A 19,579-nucleotide genomic window follows, 5' to 3' on the forward strand; every position below is an offset into this window, starting at 1 on the left:
CTTTTTATAGGTTCAGACGGTCGCTGGCTACACGGTGAGCTTCTTCAGGAAGGGAACACTGGGCGGCATGAGTGCGGGATCCTCTTCGAGCTCGACGAAGTAATTCTGCACACCGCCGACCTTCGCCGCAGCGAAGACAGACTTCCAATCCACGACACCCTGACCGATGGGAACCTGACGGAAGCCGCTCTTGGTGGAAGCGTCCTTCACCCAGTCCTGGCAGTGCATGGAGAGATAGCGACCGCGATACTTGTGGAAGTACTCCACCGCGTCGAAGCCTTCCTGCTGGGTGGAGACCTGGAACTGCAGCTTGACATTCGTGGGATCGAGTTCGGCGATCATCACGTCGTACACACGCTTGCCGTCGATCGTCTTGGAGACGAAGCCTTCGTTGTGGAGCAGCGCGGTGATGCCTGCGGCATGTGCCTTCTCGGCGAAGGCGTTGAAGGGCTCGACGTAGCGCTTCACGTCATCGAGCGTCTCGGTGCCCTTGCTGTTGAAAGGACCAAGTGCCGCGATGGCCATCTGCGTCATGCCGAATTCCTTCGCATAGGCGATGCTTTCGTCGGTCTTCTTGAACAGTTCGTTCGCGCCCCAGTGTGCGGAAATGCAGGTAAGGCCCCAGCTCTTCAACAGATCGCTCAGTTCCTTCGGCTTGTACTTCTGCAGGCTGGAGAAGTCGGAGTAGCCGTAGGGCGAGCAGAGTTCAATGTTGGTGAAGCCCGCGGCACGCAGGCCCTTCATGGTGCCTTCGAAATCGGTGTTGATGGTCTTACGTACGGGATAGGTCTGGCAGCCGATGGGCAGGCCCAGTGGATTGGCAAAGCTTGCGGGTGAGGCGGCCACAGCGGTGGCAGCAGCGGCAAGCTGGAGGAAGGTGCGTCGTGTCATAGCCATGGGCTTACATCTCCACTGAAGAAGTTACAGACAACATATCGAACTCAACCATGTTGAGCGCTGGAACGGTCTTAACGCAAATTGGCGAGGCTTTCCACGGAAGGCACGAAGTAATACGACCCCGTGACGGGTGACGTATATCGCGTGAGAGCATCGCGTGTGCCGTTGACCAAGCCAGCCATGCTTTCGAGCATCTTCTGCAGGCGTTGCTGTTCGGCACTGAAGCCAACGAACATGGTGCCGTGCTGCTGCACGCCGCCATACGGCATGTTGCGGCGGAAGATATTGCCGAACGTGTCCTGATCGGTACGCGCCACGTGCGAGTACTCCGGCTTGTCTTCCAGTTCGGTGCTGTCTGCCTTGGTGCGTCCCATGGTCAGTTCCTGCTGGTGCACAGGCAGTGCCTCCCATGCGCTGGTGTTGTGTTGCCACTTCTGTAGTAGCAGCACAGAACCTGCAGCGCCGGGCTGGCCTTCTGAAATCAATGCGTCACCGGGTGCTTCCAGCAGAGAGGGATTCTCTGAACCGTCAATGAATCCAGTAAGGTCGCGGTCGTGGCGGTAGGGCCAGCTTGCGGTTTCCTCGGAGAGTTTTGCGACGTCGGCAAAGTCGTTGACCACGGTGCGCGCCATATCGAACAGCACGTCATACGCACTGCCTGAGAGCCACACCAGTACATCGTGCTGCGTTGCAGGCATGGTGAAGTTCTCCACGCCGCGCAGGTCTTCGTTAAAGCCGTGAACGTCAGTAGGCATGTCTCCGGGCATGAGTGTTCGCCAGAGGTCCGGGCGGATGCCGATGACGAAGTTCACGCCGCCGGTGGTGGTGCGCGGTTCGCGAATGGCCGCGATCTTCGATGCGAGTTCAGCGTGGTGCTGCGCATCGAGCAGGTCAAATTCCAGATACGCGTGCGAAGAGGTGCCAAGGGCGAAGATGCCAGCCTGTGGTGTGTACATGCGGGGATTATAGGTTGTGGACGCGTCTACGCTGTTGCAGCCCGCGTACGCACATGCAGCCAGCAGTTGATGGCAAAGCGCGAATCGGCAAACTCCTGCGACGGGCATGCGATCGGCATCACCTGATGGGGTACAAACGACGGAAAGATGGCCAGTGTGTTTTGCGTGGGCTCGATGTCTGTGTAGGTTTCGTCATCCGCAGAGAACAGCCGCAGTTGGCCGCCGGTAAAACTCTTCGGTTCGCGGTGGAAGTAGTACACAGCACTCAACGCGCGATGTGACCCCTGACCCATCACCGTCTGCGTGTCGGTGTGGCGCGTGAAGTGCGCACCGTCGTTGTGCGCGGCAAGCTCCAACTCAATACCGGAGACATCGAACGGCGGCAGACCCATCTGCGTGAGCCAGCCACGGTATTGGCTGCTTGCGGCCTTGGCCAGAGGCATCTTGAAGGGGCCAACGTCCTGCATCACCAATGCGCGCCGCAGCTTGTCATCCACGCCCGTATGCACGCGTGCGGGCACAAACGTGTTCTGGTTCTCCAGCGTCCAGCGCAGCAGGTTGCTGTGGTCTTCCGCGGAGAGGAAGTTCGGCACAATGAGGTGAGGCGCTTGCGGCATGGCGACATTATCGCGCACCTGAAGAAGGGCGTGCAGGTTCGGAATTACACTCGGAACACTTATGCTGAACCGCCGCGAGTTCCTGCGAACATCCACATTGGCCGCATGCGCCGCCACAGCTTCTGCGAAGACCGCCGCGGGACTGCCCGCGCCGCGCAAGCCGAACATCATCATCTTCCTCGCGGACGACATGGGCTATTCCGACATCGGTTGCTATGGCGGCGAGATTGATACGCCGCATCTCGATCGGTTGGCGAAGAACGGTGTGCAGTTCAGTTCGTTTTACAACTCGCCGCGGTGTTGCCCTTCACGTGCGTCGCTGCTTACGGGAATGTACTCGCACCAGGCACACATGGGCATGATGGTGGACGATCATGGCCGCTATCCGTTTCCTGCATACGATGGCGACCTGAACGAGAACTGCGTAACCATCGCGGAGGCGCTGAAGCCAGCGGGATACGCCACGTTGCATTCCGGCAAGTGGCATCTGTCATCGTCACAGAAGACGGACGGAAATCCTGACAGGCATAACTGGCCGCTACAGCGCGGCTTTGATCACGGCTACAGCATGATTACCGGAGCGGGCAGTTACTACACGCCGAACTGTCTCACGCGTGACAACGAACCCATCAATCACTTCGATAAGGATTTCTACTTCACGGACGCGATTGGCGATGAGGCCGTGAAGATGATGGGCAATGTATCGCAGGATCAGCCTTTCTTTCTCTACTGTGCGTTCAATGCTCCACACTGGCCGCTGCATGCACCGGAAGAAGTGACCGCGAAGTATCGCGAGCGCTATTTGGCAGGTTGGGACACGATGCGCGAGCGTCGTCATACGAAGCAGCTTGCTTCCGGTTTGCTGAAGGCAGAGTGGCAGATGACGCCACGCGATCCGCGTGTGCCCGCATGGGAGCGCGCGTCGTACAAGAAGTGGGAAGCCGAACGGATGGCCGTGTACGCCGCACAGGTGGAGATACTGGATCGCAATGTGGGCAAGGTCATTGCACATCTCGAAGCGACGCACCAGCTAGAAAACACGCTGATATTCTTCATGGCTGACAACGGTGGCAACTATGAAGAGTTCAATATTCAGAAGATGCCTGCAGGATCGAAGCGCGCGATATGGGTTCCGGATGCGGCGCCGGATGGTGGAGAGTTGCAGTTTGGAAACGATCCGAATGTGATGCCCGGGCCTGCGAACACCATCCAGAGTTATGGCGGCCCTTGGGGCAATGTGTCGAACACGCCGTTTCGTTTGTACAAACACTTCGCGCATGAAGGCGGCATCTCTACGCCGTTTCTTGCGCATTGGCCTGACGGCTTCAAAGCACAGGGACACATCACGCATCAGGTGGGGCATGAGATTGACGTGATGCCTACATGCCTTGCTGCCGCAGGTGTAACGATGCCTGCGAAGAGTAAGGCTGGCACTGCACCCGCGCCGCTGGAAGGCAAGAACCTGATGCCGGTGTTGCGCGGTGGATCGATTGCGGAGCGCGGCATGTTGTTCTGGGAGCACGAAGGCAACTGCGCGGTGCGCGACGGCAAATGGAAGCTGGTCGCGGCGTTTCCAGATACATGGGAGTTGTACGACATGGATGCAGACCGCACAGAGCTGCACAATCTTGCGGAGACGAATCCTGCACAAGTGCATCGGATGGCGGATGCGTATCGCGCATTGGCAAAACGTGTGGGAGCGCAACCGTGGCCTATGCCGCAAACGCCCGGCGGCGACCGCAGTGGACTGCCACTCCCGAAGTACCTGGAAGACGACCGGCAGTAGTGAATCGGTAGAATTAGTAAGTCTTGAACCAATCCACACAGATGCAGGAAGGGCCGTCGCCGGAGCTGATCCGTGCGATCAATGATCTGCTGCCTGCGTATGTTGCGTATGTGGATCATGACCTGCGGTATGTTGCGGCAAACCAGATGTACGTTGAACGGTTTGGCCGGCCAGAGCAGCAGATAGTCGGACAATTGGTTGCGGATGTGACCGGGCCTGCATTTGAGAATGTCGCGAAGCATCTCCGTGCGGCGCTTGCGGGTGTGACACAGCACCTTGAGCCAAGCATGATCTCAGTGGATGGCTATCGCACGCTTTCTGTGACGCACCTGCCGCATCGCGGTGAGGATGGCCGCGTGCTTGGTGTGATTGTTTACGGCTATGACATTACGGAACAAAGGCGAGCGGAAGCCGCGCTCATTCAGAGTGAGAAGCTGGCCGCGGTAGGTCGCCTCGCGTCGAGCATTGCGCACGAGATCAATAATCCGCTGGAGTCTGTGACGAACCTGCTGTACCTGATTGAGCAGACGGCAGACGAAGAAGGTGCGCGCACGCGGGAATATGCGCAGATGGCGCAGGCAGAACTAGCGCGTGTTGGGCAGATTACGACGCAGACGCTGCGCTTTTTCCGGCAATCGACATCGCGCCAGACCGTGGACATTGCAGCTTTGATGGACTCCGTCTTATCGCTGTATCACGGGCGGCTGGTGAACTCGGGTATCGCTGTGACGCGCGAGTATGGTGCGGATGTATTGGCCATATGCTTTGATGGCGAGCTGCGGCAGATTCTGAATAACCTTGTGGGCAATGCACTGGATGCCATGCGGGACGGTGGGCTTCTTCGTGTGCGTGTGCGCGTGGGCACGGATGCGGCGACAGAACGCGATGGTGTTCGCCTGACGATTGCGGACAATGGCATCGGCATGAGTGCCGCTACGCAGCTGCGCGCCTTTGAGCCGTTTTTCACGACCAAGGGCATTATGGGCACGGGGCTTGGGCTTTGGATTACGAAAGACCTGGTGGAGAAGCAGGAAGGCACGCTACGTATGCGTAGTCGTGAAGCGCTGGGGAGCGTGTTCTCATTGTTTCTTCCTGCGTTGGATAGCGCGTCGTAACTATCTGCTGACGTCGCCGGTTAAGCGATACCAGTTGGCGTGAGCGATTTTCTCTTTGTCTTCTGCACTGATGGGGAGCTGTTCCAGGAACTGTCTCGGCGCTCCGCCGGGACGGTACTGATAGGGATAGTCCGCCGAGAACAGCACGCGGTCGATGCCAACAACGGCGACTGCGTGACGGAAGTACAGCTCGTTCCACATGCCACTGGGTGTGACGTAGAGGTTCTCGCGCATTACGTCCAGTAAAGGGCGCTGCAACGTCTGTATGCGGCTCAGGTTCTTCAGGCGTTCGGTGTAGAAGAGAACAACTTCGCCCCAGTGGCCCAGGATCATCTGCAACTGCGGGTGTTTATCGAAAACACCTGCCAGGATCATGCGTACAAACTGAATACCCGCTTCGTAATGCCAGCCGAGACCAAAAGTGGCAAAGGCGGTGTCGGTCATGTCGTTGAAGCCGCCGTAGAGGGTTTCGCGCACAACCTGCTGCGGGATTTGCGGATGAATGTACATCGGCACGCTCAGCTTTTCCGCCATGGCGAACATGGGCAGAAAGTCTGGATGGTCGAGATTCTTGTCGCGCGTGCGCCCGCACAGCATCGCTCCGTGAAAGCCTAGCTCTTTGACTGCTCGCTCCAACTCAAGTGCGGCTTCTTCCGGTGCAGCGGTGGGGAGTGTTGCGAATCCTTGAAAGCGGTCAGGATGTTTTGCGATTGCCGCGGCAAGAAGATAATTGGTGCGACGCGCGAGTGGCACGCTGACTTCCGCATCAAGATTGTGCAGCGCAGGCGTGGTGACGGAGAGCACCTGCACGTCCACTCCGCTTTCATCCATCAACGCAATGCGATCTTCGTCGAGATCGTCGAGGCGCGATTCGATCTCACCACGATCAAAGGCTGATGTGCCTTCCGTACCAATTGCAGAGGCGGCCCAGGCGGCGCGAATGTCTTCTGTGAGGAAATGTTCCTCAATCGCGATGATCTTCATGGAGTATCAGATGCGCGTCCCACCCTTGCGGAATGGGACGCGCGACATGATGTTCGTACAGCTACAGCGCTTCGATGCGGGTGCTGCCGCTGCCCGCGCGAATGCGAACTTCGGGACCACCGCCATTCAATGTGCCGTGTACCGAATGCCGGTTGCCCATGTCACCCGTGGTCATCATGGGGAGTTCGCTATGGAAGCCGCCGCTACCTGACGTAGCGTCCACGTTTGCATGCAGGTCCCGTGGGAACGCGAGGTGGATGCCGCCGCTGCCGACCTCAACGGTCGAATCACCGTCCATCTGCTGGCCAGCACGCAGGCGAACCGTGATGCCGCCGCTGCCCGAATGAATATGGAACTGGCTAAAGCCACCGTCGGCGTTGAAACCACCGCTACCCACGCTGCCACGCAGATGGCCTGCGCTATCCATTACGTGCACGCCACCGCTCCCAGCGCTGATGTTGATGTTGCCATTCACCCCCGTAAGCTCCGTTCCTCCGCTGCCGGACTTCAGCGTAACGTCGCTGGCAGTGGGTGTCTGAATCGTTACCTCAGGCGAGCGACCGTGGCTGCCGTGCCACCCATATTCATCACGGCGCTTCAGCGAAAAGGTGACCACATTGCCACCGCCGCTCTCTTCCAGCTTGTAATCGCTCAGGTTCTGGTCATGAGCTTCCACGTGGATGGTGACCGAACGGCAAGTGCCGCAGGAAGTGGTGTGAATGCTTGCCTCGCCTGTGCTTACGTCCAGCGTGACGCGACCGCTCACGGGGTACGACTTATCCCACGTTTTGCCGGACTGGGCATGGGTGGCAACGGAAGTGACGAGGGCGACGGTAAGAACCGCGAATGAAGAAATGCGCATGGCCGGGAAATCCTCTGCCAAACAATACGCAGGAAACTGGTTGGCGGTTCGGCTTTTTTTAACGCGATTTGGATTTGGCAGTCGCCCGACATTTTTCTCGGTGGCAAAGCGATCTTCTTCGCAATCTATGAGATCTGTTGGTTTTCCCCGCTATAGTGTGTGGAAAGGTTAAGTTCCAGTTCCTACCGGCGTTTGCCCGGCCTCCGCCTTTGATCTTCAGGTGCGGAGCAAAGGCGTTACTGAACTCGCCGCATAGTGACCATCAATGAGAGGGAGCCGAGGATGGACTTTTCGGGTTTGGTGAAAGGTGTTCAGGATTTTTGGGACTTCATCTGGCCACCAATCTTTTGCATTGTGGCGCTGACAGGCATCCTCGTTTATGTTGCACCGCAGACATTCAAGGTCGCCTTAGCAAAGCTGACGAACCTGAAGCCCGACGACCAACGCCAGGTTCAATTCTTTAAGGTTGCCAAACGCTTCGGTTTCGACAAGCTGCTCCCAATTATTTGCGCGTTCTTTCTGATTTTCTTTCTGGATGTTGTGCGCAACATCGTTGTCATGGGTGGGCAGGCGATACCCCCGGTGATCAGTTACACACCTTCGGCCATGCTCCTTGAACACAGCAACGACTCGATGATCGAGTGTTTGTGGATGACACGCAGCCAGGCGATTCATCTGCAACAAGAGGCGGCGCTAAAAGCAGCTCCTCCAACTCCGCATGAAACCGAGGGCGCGTCACAAAAGGACCCTGCCCCTTTTCACCTGGACACGCGATATGGTTTTGTAACCTTTGAAGAAATCTCCCAGCTCATTGATGCAGCGGCTGTGGAGGCTTCAGCACAGCACAAAGACGCTGGCCCCGTGAAGAGCCTGCACTATGCAGAAGAAGATATCAACGCGCCGCACATGGCATTCAGTGCGCTCAAGTTTTTGTTCCTCTACACGCTGGTCGTGAGTTTCATCGAACTGCGACGCTCGACTACGCGGTCGCGCGTGGTCTTCAGAACAATCTTTCTACTTGCTGTGATCGTTGTCGGAATGTTCGGGTACTTCCTGCGCTATCTAAGAGCCACAGAGAAAGTGCAGGAGATGAAGCGGTACGTCGCTCGGGCTTATCCCCTAAGCGGCACCATGAATTGCGAAGCACTCGACGATCAGACCAGCCTGGAACTGCACAACTTGTATGAGGGAAGAGCAGAGCGGGAATCAGAATGGCGTAGACGCTGGTGGTCACTGCGGTTTCCAGACACCACCATCGTCAAATGGAGTTGGGAACAGGTCACCGGACAGCGGCTGCCGAATTCCGGCCGGTAAATGGCTCTGTGTCCCATTGCGCTGATGAGAAAAGAGGCATCTCCGTTGGATTTCGACAAGATTATCTGTATCGGTTGGTATGACGGAGTTACATCTGGACTTCTTATCAGCTCAGATCCAGTGAGGGCTTTCCGGTTTGATTTGATCGCGTGGGATGCATCACAGGACCGTCGAATCTTCGCGTTGTCCCCACTGGATGAGGACAAGTTTTACGAAGCTACGGATTTGCTTAAGGAATGCAGCCCAATGACATGGCCCCGATGGCACCCGGCATTGCCTCAAAGAGAAGACAATCGAGCGATGCACGAGCAGTTAGATGACATTTTGAAGAGCGCCGCAAGACCGGAGTATGTCTTTGGTGCCGATGCTTTGCTCGAAACGATCTATGTCATCAAGGAACTAGCGCTACCAGAATCACATCTGTTGCCTATCGTCCCGCCTGACTTCTTCTCTGGTGAGTTAGAGCTAATGGATTTCAACTACTGGGCCAGCTATCTAGGCATGCAGTCGGATTCCTGAGGGAGCAAAGCACCCCCCCGCCGTTCCAATGGATCGATTCAACCACTTCATCGCTTTACCTGCATCCAACCTTCTATCCGGCCTCGTCTTGTATTGTTTAAGTCCAGCCGGTCAAGATCGGGTACGGAGATCGTATGGCACAGATCAAGCGTGGTTGGATGGTTCTCGCAGCCGTTATTGTCGTTGTACTGGTTGGGGTCTTCGCGATCAGTCATCTGCTGGATGCAGACACCTACCGCAATCGCATCGAAAAGGCGCTCTCCGACGCGTTGGGACGCAACGTGCAGTTGGGACATCTTGATTTTTCACTCTTCTCCGGCAGCCTGGTCGCGGAGTCTCCTACCATTGCCGACGATGCCGCCTTCAGCACTCAGCCTTTCCTCTCCGCAAAGGACGTCCGCATCGGTGTCGAGGTCATGCCGTTGCTGCTGCATCGTCAGGTCCATATCCAGGGCTTCACCATTGACGAGCCAAAGATCACACTCATCCGTGCGGAAAACGGCACATGGAACTACTCCAGCATCGGCGGCGAAGGGAAGGCCAGGACTTCGCGGGACACCAGCGACCTAATCCCAAACCTGACCGTCAACAAATTCGACATCGTCAACGGAACCGTCACCGTTGGTACCTTGCCGCAGCAGCGAGAGCCGCGCGTCTACACCGATCTCAGCATTCATGCGCAGGATTTCTCCTTTAGCAAGTCTTTCCCCTTCACGCTCAGCGGCAAGCTGCCTGCCGGAGGAAGTCTCGATGTGAGCGGCAACGCCGGCCCACTCAACCAGCATGACGCTTCGCTTACACCGCTCACCGCGCAGGTCGCCCTGAAGCATGCTGATCTTGTCTCCGCTGGCTTCGTCGAAGCTAGCCAGGGAATCGCCGGCATTGCCGACCTTGACAGCAAGATCGTTTCCAACGGTCAGACCGCGCAGGTGGATGGCACCCTTCACATGACGCAACTTAAGCTGGCTGCCAACGGCACACCTTCTTCTCAACCGGTCGATCTGAAGTTTTCCCTCCTGCAGAACCTTCAATCGCTCTCCGGCACCATTACCAGCGCGAACCTGCAGATCGGCAACGCGGCACTTGCGCTCACAGGGACTTACCAGACGAGTGGCAACGTCATCTCGACGGAATCCCACGTCGATGGCAGGAACATGCCGATCGACCAGCTTGTCGCGTTTCTTCCTTCGCTCGGCATCCAGTTGCCCTCAGGCTCGAGACTGCAAGGTGGCACGTTGACCACCGCGCTCAATATCAGCGGACCGATGAAGGCGCTTGTCATCACCGGCCCCGTGCAGGTGGCCAACACGCAGCTCGCCGGCTTTGACCTTGGCCAGAAGCTTGCCAGCATTCAGTCCTTCACCGGAGCGAAGACCGGCTCAAACACCACCATCCAGACACTGAGCACCAACCTGCGCTACGCCGCCGACGGTATCCAGACCAACAATCTCGTCGCCGTTGTATCCGGCCTGGGATCGGCAACCGGCAGCGGGAGCATCAGTCCCAGCAATGCGCTGAACTATCGTCTGTTGGTCAAGCTCTCGTCCAGCGGCGTCGGAGGAATCGCGACCCAGGCCATGAGCATGTTACCTGGGGTCTTTGGCTCTGCCGTAAGCCAGACCACCAGCAACGGCATTCCCGTAACCATCAGTGGAACCACAGCGAACCCCACCTTTACCCCTGATATGAATAAGCTCATTGGCGGTGCCGTAACGCAACAAAAGAACACGCAAACCAACAACCTGGGCAAAGCCCTCAGCGGCTTCTTCGGCCGATAACCGTCGCGCAACTCTACGCTGACTCTCAAAGCAAAAAACCCCGCTTTCGCGGGGCCTTTGGTTGGTATTGTGTTGGCTTAGTATTCCTTTACGCTGTCCACGAATGCCTTGAGCTTTCTGTGCTTGGGGCTTTCTCTTTAAGCCTTATCTGAGATAAGCACACCCATATCATTACGCCTTGTGATCCCAAGAATCCAAACATGGTCACCACTGTATTCCAACGCGCAAACATGTTTGGCGAAGCGATGAAGAACAGGCAGAGCAGAGATGCAATCGTCACTATCCCAATGATCATTGACGCGAAGATGCCTTTGACTGCGACCCTAAAGCTCTGATCGTTCACTTCTCCTCCGAGGATCTTGCCCATTAAGGTCTGAGCTTGCGTGAATCAGGATACGCCTTGCTTATTCTGCGAATGTAGAGAAACGTCAACATTTTTCACCACTTTGACATCTTCGGTTGCTGCCCGCACCAATCCTATTGAAGTCGTTTTCATTGCCTGCGTTTTATGCAACGCGCTAACAGGACAAAAGGCCCCGCTTTCGCGGGGCCTTTGCTTGGTATTGTGTTGGCTTAGTATTCCTTCACACCATCCACGAATGCCTTCAGCTTGCGGCTGCGGCTTGGGTGGCGGAGCTTGCGGAGTGCCTTTGCCTCGATCTGACGGATGCGCTCACGCGTTACCTGGAAGCTCTGACCTACTTCTTCCAGCGTGTGTTCACTGCCGTCTTCCAGTCCAAAGCGCATCTTGATGACGCGCTCTTCGCGCGGCGTCAGCGTGCGGAGAACCTGGCTGGTGTACTCCTTCAGGTTCACGCTGATGACAGCATCGGAAGGCGATACGGCCATGCGATCTTCAATGAAGTCGCCAAGGTGCGAATCTTCTTCTTCGCCGATTGGAGTTTCCAGCGAGATGGGTTCCTGTGCAATCTTCAGGACCTTGCGGACCTTTGCAACAGGGATATCCATACGCTTTGCGATCTCTTCCGAGGAAGGCTCGCGGCCAAGCTCCTGCACAAGCTGACGGCTGGTGCGGATGAGCTTGTTGATCGTTTCGATCATATGCACCGGAATACGGATGGTGCGGGCCTGATCGGCGATGGCGCGCGTAATCGCCTGACGGATCCACCACGTTGCGTACGTGGAGAACTTGTAGCCACGGCGGTACTCGAACTTATCCACTGCCTTCATCAGACCGATGTTGCCTTCCTGAATCAGGTCAAGGAACTGGAGGCCACGGTTTGTGTACTTCTTCGCGATGGAGACCACAAGGCGAAGGTTCGCCTCGATGAGCTCGCGCTTCGCGCGTTCCGCGTCCATGTCGCCCTGCACCATCTCGCGCTGTGTGCGCTTGAGGCTGTCCACAGTGATTCCCGCTTCAGCTTCCAGGCGGTCAAGATCGTGGCGGCAGTTCTTCTGCTGGCGACGGTATTCCTTCTTCAGTTCTTCGGACTTGCTCGCATCGAACTTGGTGTCCAGATTCTTGATCTGGCGCTCCAACGTACGCATGCCGTCGACAGTCTTGTTTACCTTGTCGAGCAGGCGCTTCTTTTCGCCGTTGGTGTACTTCAGTTCGCGAACAATGCGGCTGACCTTTACGCGCTCGCGGCCAGCGGCCCAACGCAACTTGCGCTGTTCCTTCTGGCTCTTCGCCTTACCGGATTCCAGTGTGGCAAGAGCTTCGTCAGCGGCGTGCTGGTGCTTCACAAGGTTGTCGATGCGCTTGGCGGTCGCCTTCACGCGTGCTGCCAGAACGTCTTCCGTCAGCTCGTCTTCGTCAAACGTGACAACTTCCTTCACGTTACGGACGCCGCGCTTCAGATCTTCGCCCAGAGCGATGATTTCGCGGATAACGATGGACGAACGCGAGATAGCCTTCATCACGCGCATCTGTCCGCGCTCAATACGCTTGGCGATTTCAACTTCGCCTTCGCGCGTCAGAAGCGGCACAGTACCCATCTCACGCAGGTACATGCGGACGGGGTCGTTCGTCTTTTCCAGCTGGCCCGGGGTCAGGTCCAGTTCGACGTCATCGTTCTCTTCTGATTCTTCGCCGTACTTGTCACGGCCTTCGTACTTGTCCTCGCCATTAAGGACGTCGATACCCTGCGTGTTGATGGTGGTCAGCAGGTCGTCCAGATCGTCGGCGGAGGTGATGCCTTCGGGAATCAGGTCATTGACCTCACCGTATGTGAGGTAGCCCTTTTCCTTCCCGGTGTCGATCATCCGGTCTACGTCTTCTTGATAGTTGTCGATCTCTTCAGCCACGGTGTTTTCCGTCCAGTCCCGAAAATTGTGCACAGAAGCCGACGCGCCAGGTTGCAGGCGCAGACACGACTCCCTTTATGGATGCGATGTGCATGAGCGGGGAAGCATAGGGCGCGGTATCAAAGACCGCAGGCGCAAGGTTGACAGCCGTGTGAGGACTGGACCACAAAGGCGCACTTCTCCAGCGAAGCACAGAGTAGCACATTCTTTTAGACGTTACCTAGAGAAAAAAGACGCAGAAGTATACGCCCTGCGGATTTCCCCTGCCTTTATCGCTGTACGGTTCGGCTAAGGATCAATCAAGCCTTACGAGATACGGCAAGGCGTCAGGCTCTGCCGTGCGAAGAGTGTCAGCAATGGCCACCGCCTGTCGCTTGTCGTACCCGACCGGGTTAATGCGGACCCAGTGTCCTGTAGGCCCTTGAAATTCCAGCACTTTAGCGGTGCTGTAGCGCCGTTGCAGATCATTTTGCAAACGGAGGGCGTTGCGGGCGTCCTGGAAGGCACCGATCTGAACGCACCACTTTCCAGTAGGCGAGACTCCGGCGCGCTGCTGCAAAACCTCAATCCGCACCTGCGTTACGCCGGCTCGGTAGACGCCTGTGGCTTTGGCTGCGGCCAGCGATAGATCAAGCACCCGTCCGTGTACGAAGGGGCCGCGGTCCGTGATGATCACCACTACTGATTGGTTGGTAGCTGTATTTGTTACGCGGACGGTGGTTCCCATGGGCAATGTCCGGTGAGCTGCGGTCATTGCGTTCTGGTCATAAGGTTGGCCATTGGCAGCCTGACGGTTGTGATACGGCGGGCCATACCAACTCGCAAGACCTACCTCCACGCTTGAATCGCGGGGTGCCAAAGCATTGTCGTTCCAGTTGGGCGGAGGAGTGGCATACGAAGGCAACGGACGGCTGGATGCCGTCGATGGAGGATAGTTGTGGGATGGTGGGGGTGGCGGGTAGTTGCGCGACACCTTGGTCTTGTGGTGGCAGCCAGTCGTGAGCAGCACAAGCAATAGGCTGGCAAACACCAGTCCTGCACGCTGCCATTTGCTTGGGTTAACGCTTGCGGTCATCCACCTTCTCCGCAAGTTTATGTAGTCCCTCCGCGGCTTTTCGCAGCGCGGACGAGCCCTGCTGCCGCACCTCTGGCACCACCTCGTCGTTCAGGTAACGGATCAGGCGTTGCAGCTCCGCCTCGGCACGGTCGGTTGCATCCTGTACTTCACGATTCCAGTCGGCCATCTTCCGATTCCCTTCCCGCGCCAATGGGCGCACGCATCCACTTGCAATTAGACCCGTATCCACAGGAAGGTTCTGCGGGGAATTCTCAGGAGTTGCCGCTTGAGTTAACCCCGCGCATCTGTGCAACTCAAGCGAAACAACAGGCTTCCAATCTGCGATGGACCGGAGCACTCTGTAATGAGTCCCCCGGAAAAAAGGAAACCGCCACGTTGAAGCGATATCTCATTGCGTCTGCCGCCTCTCTTTTGCTCTCGCCGCTGCTGTTCGCTCAGAAAGCGAATCTGCAGCCCGTGGCAGAGTCGCGCCTGGAGCAGACCGTACTGCTGCCGGATGCACCCTCAACTGTGCGCGATTCGCTAGAGGATCAGGCCGATCAGAAGAATGCAAACTCTCCCATCCGTGCGAATGTTGGGAACTACGGACGCCCCGTAGCGAAGAAATACGCGAGCCTGATCTATCCCGGTCAGCAGGCGCTGCCCCTGAGCGCCACGGACAAAATGGTCTATGCGGTTCCTGACGCATTTGGCCTGATGAACCTAACCAGCATCATGGCTTCGGCAGGATGGTCGCATCTGGTGAATTCTTCGCCACACTACGGCACCAACGGCGAAGCCTTTGGCAAACGTGTGGGAGCGGCCGCATTGCGCAACGTGACGCAAAGCCTGAGCACTGATGCTGTTTTTGCGCCGATTTTCCACGACGATCCGCGCTACTACCAGATGGGGCAGGGCAACGGATTCTTTAAGCGCGGCTTCTACGCTGCTTCCCGCGTGGTGGTGACGCGATCCGATAGCGGACACCAAACTCTGAATGCCCCTCTGTTGCTTGGCTACGGCACCGCAGCCGGCATCAGCAATTTCATCTACCCCGATCAGGACACGGGAGCCGGGGCGACGCTGGCCAACTACGGAACATCGCTGGGTGGCGCAGCCATTGGCATGCTGGCGAATGAGTTTCTGGATGACGCTCTGCGCATCGTTCACTTGCGGAAATAGTGTGTTTCCCGTGAAACGCCATTTCGCGTCATGAAAGAAAGCCGACTAAATAAGTCGGCTTTTTATCGGGGAAAAGTAGCCCTTCCGTTCACTGCAAGAGATCGCCGTTCGCTGCTCGATGTTGCTGTTCCATAAATCGCGGATGTGCCCCCCTATTCCTTCCGATACCCTTTTTGAGGCGCAAGTCCCTGTGTCTTTGCGGGTTCGTGCCGAAAGTTTGGAGCTTGGGATGGATCTCAAACATCTTTAAGCTCGTCGCATAGATTCATTCAGCCCGTCCACGTGATCCACACGGGGTGAGGCATTCGTTCAGGAGAAGGTATGGCCAAGGCATCGAAGCTCGCAGAAAAAGCCCTTACGCTCGCAGCGCAAGGCGCATGGGTAGTGTTTGACAAGCTGAACAACATCAGCCCGAACCCGTCGTTCACGCCGAAGTGGAGCGACAAGCCTCTGCTCAAGAGCTACCAGAAGGAAAAGCCGCCCCTTGGCTGGCCCCGTACCACCGATTCGCTCTGCCCCCGCTGCGTGCCGGAAATCCGTCAGCAGATCGTTGATGGCAAGCTGCCCCACGAAATCCTGCTGAACGAGAAGGTCGGCGAAATCAAGGCTCAGATCATTGAGCGCGATGGCCAGATCCTGATGGTGAAGGATTGTCCGATTCACGGCCACTTCGAGGACGTTATGTCCATCGATCCGCCGATGATGAAGCACCTGGAAGACGTCTTCCCGGGCCGCGACATCCGCGCGCACAACGATGAGAAGCTGCACAACCACGGCACCAGCACCGTGACCCACGGTCGTGGTTCGGTTCTGACCATCGATCTGACCAACCGTTGCAACATGATGTGCGATCCCTGCTTCATGGACGCAAACCAAGTGGGCTTCGTTCACGAACTGACGTGGGACGAGATCAAGACCATGCTGGACAACGCGATCCAGATCAAGCCGAAGCGCCAGATGTCGGTACAGTTCTCAGGCGGCGAGCCGACCCTGAGCCCGTACTTCCTGGACGCTGTAGCTTATGCCCGTAAGGTTGGTTACAACTCGGTTCAGGCTGCTACCAACGGTATTGAGTTTGCGAAGTCGAAGGAATTTGCGAAGGCCGCGGCAGAAGCCGGTCTGCGCTACGCATACCTCCAGTTCGACGGCATCGGCAACGCTGCCAACAGCCACCGTAAGGTTGGCAACAGCTTTGACGTTAAGCTGCAGGCGATCCACAACCTGCATGAGGCCGGTGTGGACATCGTTCCCGTCACCTGCATCATCAACGGCATCAACAACGAGCAGGTTGGCCGTATCATCCAGTTCGCTCTGGACAACCCGAAGAAGATCAACTTCCTCTCGTTCCAGCCGGTTTCGTTCACGGGCCGCGACGAAGCAGTTTCCGACGAGCGCCGCCACGCACAGCGTTACACGCTGAGCCACCTGGCACACGACATCCGCAACCAGACGGGCCTCGGCGAGTCCACCCGCGACTGGTTCCCCATCTCGTTCATGTCCACCTTCTCTGACTGGGCCGATCTGGTTCACGGGCCGGAGCATGAGTGGGGCCAGCTCTCCTGCGGTTGCCACCCGAACTGCGGTATCGGCATGGCGCTGATGATCGATAAGGAAACGAAGGAAGCCGTTCCGGTGACCGCGTTCCTGAATGCAGTTCAGCTGGCGAAGGACGTTGCTCGTGTAAACGATGCAGCTCGTGGCAAGTTCCTCTCCATCGTGGGTGTGTCGCTTGCCCTGCTGCGCAACTACGACCCGACGAAGTCGCCCACGCACTTCCGCATCATGGATCTGCTGCAGAAGTTCGATAAGTGCTTCGGCGCTACCGGCCGCAACTACGGCAAGGTGACCGGCGACCGTACCATGGCCGACATTGAGAAGCGCCGCGCTGACCGCTGGAACTTCCTCTTCATCGCCGGCATGTGGTTCCAGGATCTGTTCAACTACGACTTCCGCCGCACCGAGCAGTGCATCATCCCGTACGCAACGCAGGAAGGCGAAATCAGCTTCTGCGCATACAACACGGGTATCGGCTGGCGCAACATCATCGAGAAGATGCACATGACGTCGACCCTCACCAAGTGGTACGAGGAGCACGGCCGTCACGAAATCTTCGCCGGTGGTAAGAAGGTTGCGATCGAGAAGCAGGAGAAGTATGACCTGGTTCTGAACGAGGCTCACGTGAACTCCGCTGCGAACGATACCTTCGATAAGAGCGGTATCGCTAAGAACGCTCGCGAAGAGAAGATTCGTGCACGTGATGCGAAGCTGAAGCAGGATGCAGAGAACGCCCGTATGGCGAAGCTCTACCGCAAGGAAATCCTGAAGGAACAGGAACAGCCTGGCTTCGTCGCTCTCGGCGAAATCGGTGGTCTGGGTGGCATCAAGCCCGCAGCTCCGGCAGCAGAAGTTGTTGCTGAGATCAAGAACGACGAGCTTGTCGCAGGCGACTAATCTCCTAACCAGAACTAACTAAGAAGGCCGCCCGAAAGGGCGGCCTTTCTGTTGTCCGTTACTCACTTCATTCCAGTGCATTCAGGAGCGTGTGAATGTCTGCTTCGTTGTTATAGACGGAGGGGGCTATACGCATGCGGCCGGGATAGAGCGAGATATCAACCTTGCTGGCTTTCAGCTTTCTGTTGGTCGCCTCGTCATCCTTCACATGGAAGGCAATGATGGAGGCCCCCGCGTCTTCCGGCGTGATACAGGCGTAGCCCAGCTTTGGCAGTTCTGCGCGCAGGATGCCATTTAATGTGTGGGCGTGGTGCTGGATGTTAGGCACGCCGAGTTGCAGTATCCATGGCAGGGATGCGCTGAGTGCGGCGATGACGGGATTGGCGTAGGTTCCGGTTTCGAAGTAGCCTGCTGCATTCTGCAGTTGGTCGAACGTGGCGGGATAGGGGCCAGGTTTGTCGCCGGGGAGTGCGTGGTATTCCATGTCGCCGAACTGGCGGAAGCTCATCAGCGGACGTTGCAGTGTGGGCAGTACGTCGGCCCGGGCGTAGAGGAAGCCAATCCCGAAGTCGCCCATGAGCCACTTGTAGCTGGCTGAGGCAAGGAAGTCGACGCCGCTTGCCTTCACATCAATGGGCATGCAGCCTGCGCCTTGTACTGCGTCCAGAAACAGCTTGGCACCATGTGCGTGTGCGAGATCGGCGAGCCACTTGGGATTGTGCGTGAAGCCGTTAATCCATGAGACAAGTGATACCGCGATGAGTCGCGTGTTCTTGTCGACTGCTTTTTCGAATTCAATGCTGTCTACGATCCATGCACCGGCATCATTGGTTGTGGCCTTCACGATGCGTACGTCCACGCCTCGCTTTTGCAGCTCTGTGTAGAGGTATAAGGAACCTTCAAAATGGAGAGCGTCTGTGACAATGTTTGGCTTTGGACCACTCGCAGCGGGGTGCATGAGTCCCAGCGCGCTGACAACGAGGTTTTCGCCCGTGCTGGTGCTATTCACGTAAGCGATTTCATCCGGTGTGGCGTTGATGAGCTTGGCGAAGCTTTCCTTTGCAACCAACGAAATAGGGCTGGTGGTGCTGGTCTGCTTCACAGCCATGGTGCCCTTGCTATCGAGATAGGCGTCGACCGCGACACGGGTGCTGATGCTCATGGGGTGGATGCGTGCGTTGTTGATGTACACACCGTATTGCGGCGTGACGAAGGCATCGCGTGCTGGCAGAAGAGTAGAGGGCGTCATGGAGATGGTCGCACTGGCGGACGTTGCGCGGGCTGTCAGCAATGCCGCGCCTGCATTCTTCATCAAGGATCGTCTGGAGAACACACGTCACCTCGGAGAGAGGATGGTTAGCCTAGTTATCTTTTACAGCAATGCCGATCAATTCAAAACGGGCGTTGAAAAGTAGTGTTCCAGAACCGAGAAATGCGCGCGGCGGAAGTGGTCCTGTGAAGTAAGTCCGATACACCGCGTTGAATGTTTCCCATAGACTGACATCGCTACAGAACACCTGCAACTGAACAAGATGCTCCATCTTCATGCCAGCGAGGGCGAGCACCTTTTGTATGTCGTCCAGGACGAGGCGCGCTTCTTCTTCGGCAGTGGAGGGAGTCTGCGTGGTACCAGGCAGAAGCCCGATACGTCCCGAAAGATACAGCGCGTGGCCGTCCACCAGAACGGCATCGGCAAACGGATATTGAGGATTCTGTGTGAAGTATTCGCGGCCCATGAGGTTCCCTTCAGGAATCTTTGCCTCAAGTGTAGAGCGTGCATTCCATCACGTCTT

17 protein-coding genes are annotated in these 19,579 nt (G+C 57.0%); 7 read left to right on the top strand and 10 right to left on the bottom strand.

Annotation, left to right across the window (positions count from 1 at the left end; translation table 11 throughout):
- Positions 1 to 27 precede the first annotated feature (27 nt).
- The 3 genes from BLT38_RS16470 to BLT38_RS16480 all read right to left on the bottom strand — a co-directional run bounded on the left by BLT38_RS16470 (position 28) and on the right by BLT38_RS16480 (position 2,470).
- A complete protein-coding gene (locus tag BLT38_RS16470; protein ID WP_083346169.1) occupies positions 28 to 897 on the bottom strand; it encodes a sugar phosphate isomerase/epimerase family protein in 870 nt (289 codons plus the stop codon).
- Positions 898 to 968: 71 nt separating this feature from the next.
- The gene (locus tag BLT38_RS16475; protein WP_083346170.1) at positions 969 to 1,853 is read right to left on the bottom strand and encodes a Dyp-type peroxidase; all 885 of its coding nucleotides are present in this window, start codon (positions 1,851 to 1,853) and stop codon (positions 969 to 971) included.
- A gap of 26 nt (positions 1,854 to 1,879) precedes the next feature.
- On the bottom strand, positions 1,880 to 2,470 hold the full coding sequence (locus BLT38_RS16480) for a 2OG-Fe(II) oxygenase (RefSeq protein ID WP_172838315.1): 591 nt from the start codon (positions 2,468 to 2,470) through the stop codon (positions 1,880 to 1,882).
- A 61-nt stretch (positions 2,471 to 2,531) separates the two neighbouring features.
- Between BLT38_RS16480 and BLT38_RS16485 the strand changes: the two genes are divergently transcribed.
- Both BLT38_RS16485 and BLT38_RS16490 read left to right on the top strand, forming a co-directional pair.
- Positions 2,532 to 4,256 carry an arylsulfatase gene (locus tag BLT38_RS16485; RefSeq protein ID WP_083346172.1) on the top strand — a complete coding sequence of 575 codons (1,725 nt, stop codon included), beginning with the start codon at positions 2,532 to 2,534 and terminating at the stop codon, positions 4,254 to 4,256.
- 23 nt (positions 4,257 to 4,279) lie between these two features.
- Positions 4,280 to 5,371 (top strand): two-component system sensor histidine kinase NtrB, encoded by a 1,092-nt coding sequence (locus BLT38_RS16490; protein WP_156785172.1) that lies wholly within the window; start codon positions 4,280 to 4,282, stop codon positions 5,369 to 5,371.
- On the opposite strand, the gene BLT38_RS16495 is transcribed toward BLT38_RS16490, so the two are convergent.
- Positions 5,372 to 6,355 (bottom strand): amidohydrolase family protein, encoded by a 984-nt coding sequence (locus BLT38_RS16495; protein ID WP_083346174.1) that lies wholly within the window; start codon positions 6,353 to 6,355, stop codon positions 5,372 to 5,374.
- A 61-nt stretch (positions 6,356 to 6,416) separates the two neighbouring features.
- A complete protein-coding gene (locus BLT38_RS16500; protein ID WP_083346175.1) occupies positions 6,417 to 7,217 on the bottom strand; it encodes a DUF4097 family beta strand repeat-containing protein in 801 nt (266 codons plus the stop codon).
- Between the two features lie 255 nt (positions 7,218 to 7,472).
- On the opposite strand from BLT38_RS16500, the gene BLT38_RS16505 reads away from it, so the two are divergent.
- The 3 genes from BLT38_RS16505 (at position 7,473) to BLT38_RS16515 (ending at position 10,828) form a co-directional block, all read left to right on the top strand.
- A complete protein-coding gene (locus tag BLT38_RS16505; protein WP_156785173.1) occupies positions 7,473 to 8,531 on the top strand; it encodes a hypothetical protein in 1,059 nt (352 codons plus the stop codon).
- Positions 8,532 to 8,831: 300 nt separating this feature from the next.
- Positions 8,832 to 9,050: a hypothetical protein gene (locus BLT38_RS20570; protein WP_156785174.1), complete on the top strand. Its 219-nt coding sequence runs from the start codon at positions 8,832 to 8,834 to the stop codon at positions 9,048 to 9,050.
- 134 nt (positions 9,051 to 9,184) lie between these two features.
- A complete protein-coding gene (locus tag BLT38_RS16515; RefSeq protein ID WP_083346178.1) occupies positions 9,185 to 10,828 on the top strand; it encodes an AsmA family protein in 1,644 nt (547 codons plus the stop codon).
- Positions 10,829 to 11,401: 573 nt separating this feature from the next.
- On the opposite strand, the gene rpoD is transcribed toward BLT38_RS16515, so the two are convergent.
- The 3 genes from rpoD to BLT38_RS16535 all read right to left on the bottom strand — a co-directional run bounded on the left by rpoD (position 11,402) and on the right by BLT38_RS16535 (position 14,340).
- On the bottom strand, positions 11,402 to 13,096 hold the full coding sequence (rpoD, locus tag BLT38_RS16525) for an RNA polymerase sigma factor RpoD (protein WP_083346180.1): 1,695 nt from the start codon (positions 13,094 to 13,096) through the stop codon (positions 11,402 to 11,404).
- Between the two features lie 295 nt (positions 13,097 to 13,391).
- The gene (locus BLT38_RS16530) at positions 13,392 to 14,171 is read right to left on the bottom strand and encodes a septal ring lytic transglycosylase RlpA family protein (protein ID WP_083346181.1); all 780 of its coding nucleotides are present in this window, start codon (positions 14,169 to 14,171) and stop codon (positions 13,392 to 13,394) included.
- Positions 14,155 to 14,340, bottom strand: a complete 186-nt coding sequence (locus BLT38_RS16535; RefSeq protein WP_083346182.1) for a hypothetical protein — start codon at positions 14,338 to 14,340, stop codon at positions 14,155 to 14,157. The genes BLT38_RS16530 and BLT38_RS16535 overlap by 17 nt, the downstream gene beginning before the upstream one ends.
- A 209-nt stretch (positions 14,341 to 14,549) precedes the next feature.
- Here BLT38_RS16535 and BLT38_RS16540 point away from each other — a divergent pair, with 209 nt between their 5' ends.
- Both BLT38_RS16540 and BLT38_RS16545 read left to right on the top strand, forming a co-directional pair.
- Positions 14,550 to 15,335, top strand: a complete 786-nt coding sequence (locus BLT38_RS16540; protein WP_156785175.1) for a hypothetical protein — start codon at positions 14,550 to 14,552, stop codon at positions 15,333 to 15,335.
- Between the two features lie 321 nt (positions 15,336 to 15,656).
- Positions 15,657 to 17,786 carry a radical SAM protein gene (locus tag BLT38_RS16545; RefSeq protein WP_083346184.1) on the top strand — a complete coding sequence of 710 codons (2,130 nt, stop codon included), beginning with the start codon at positions 15,657 to 15,659 and terminating at the stop codon, positions 17,784 to 17,786.
- A gap of 67 nt (positions 17,787 to 17,853) precedes the next feature.
- On the opposite strand, the gene BLT38_RS16550 is transcribed toward BLT38_RS16545, so the two are convergent.
- Positions 17,854 to 19,098: an aminotransferase class V-fold PLP-dependent enzyme gene (locus tag BLT38_RS16550; RefSeq protein ID WP_083346185.1), complete on the bottom strand. Its 1,245-nt coding sequence runs from the start codon at positions 19,096 to 19,098 to the stop codon at positions 17,854 to 17,856.
- Positions 19,099 to 19,147: 49 nt separating this feature from the next.
- A complete protein-coding gene (locus BLT38_RS16555) occupies positions 19,148 to 19,522 on the bottom strand; it encodes a RidA family protein (RefSeq protein WP_083346186.1) in 375 nt (124 codons plus the stop codon).
- Between the last annotated feature and the right edge of the window lie 57 nt (positions 19,523 to 19,579).

The organism is Terriglobus roseus (genome assembly GCF_900102185.1).
GTDB lineage: Bacteria > Acidobacteriota > Terriglobia > Terriglobales > Acidobacteriaceae > Terriglobus > Terriglobus roseus_A.

Bases quoted from the DNA above. Each gene is read 5' to 3' on its own strand.
- BLT38_RS16495 (WP_083346174.1), bottom strand. From the start codon at position 6,355: ATGAAGATCATCGCGATTGAGGAACATTTCCTCACAGAAGACATTCGC.
- BLT38_RS16485 (WP_083346172.1), top strand. From the start codon at position 2,532: ATGCTGAACCGCCGCGAGTTCCTGCGAACATCCACATTGGCCGCATGC.
- BLT38_RS16470 (WP_083346169.1), bottom strand. From the start codon at position 897: ATGGCTATGACACGACGCACCTTCCTCCAGCTTGCCGCTGCTGCCACC.
- BLT38_RS16545 (WP_083346184.1), top strand. From the start codon at position 15,657: ATGGCCAAGGCATCGAAGCTCGCAGAAAAAGCCCTTACGCTCGCAGCG.
- BLT38_RS16530 (WP_083346181.1), bottom strand. From the start codon at position 14,171: ATGACCGCAAGCGTTAACCCAAGCAAATGGCAGCGTGCAGGACTGGTG.
- BLT38_RS16535 (WP_083346182.1), bottom strand. From the start codon at position 14,340: ATGGCCGACTGGAATCGTGAAGTACAGGATGCAACCGACCGTGCCGAG.
- BLT38_RS16550 (WP_083346185.1), bottom strand. From the start codon at position 19,098: ATGAAGAATGCAGGCGCGGCATTGCTGACAGCCCGCGCAACGTCCGCC.
- BLT38_RS16515 (WP_083346178.1), top strand. From the start codon at position 9,185: ATGGCACAGATCAAGCGTGGTTGGATGGTTCTCGCAGCCGTTATTGTC.
- BLT38_RS16500 (WP_083346175.1), bottom strand. From the start codon at position 7,217: ATGCGCATTTCTTCATTCGCGGTTCTTACCGTCGCCCTCGTCACTTCC.
- BLT38_RS16475 (WP_083346170.1), bottom strand. From the start codon at position 1,853: ATGTACACACCACAGGCTGGCATCTTCGCCCTTGGCACCTCTTCGCAC.
- BLT38_RS16480 (WP_172838315.1), bottom strand. From the start codon at position 2,470: ATGCCGCAAGCGCCTCACCTCATTGTGCCGAACTTCCTCTCCGCGGAA.
- BLT38_RS16555 (WP_083346186.1), bottom strand. From the start codon at position 19,522: ATGGGCCGCGAATACTTCACACAGAATCCTCAATATCCGTTTGCCGAT.
- BLT38_RS20570 (WP_156785174.1), top strand. From the start codon at position 8,832: ATGCACGAGCAGTTAGATGACATTTTGAAGAGCGCCGCAAGACCGGAG.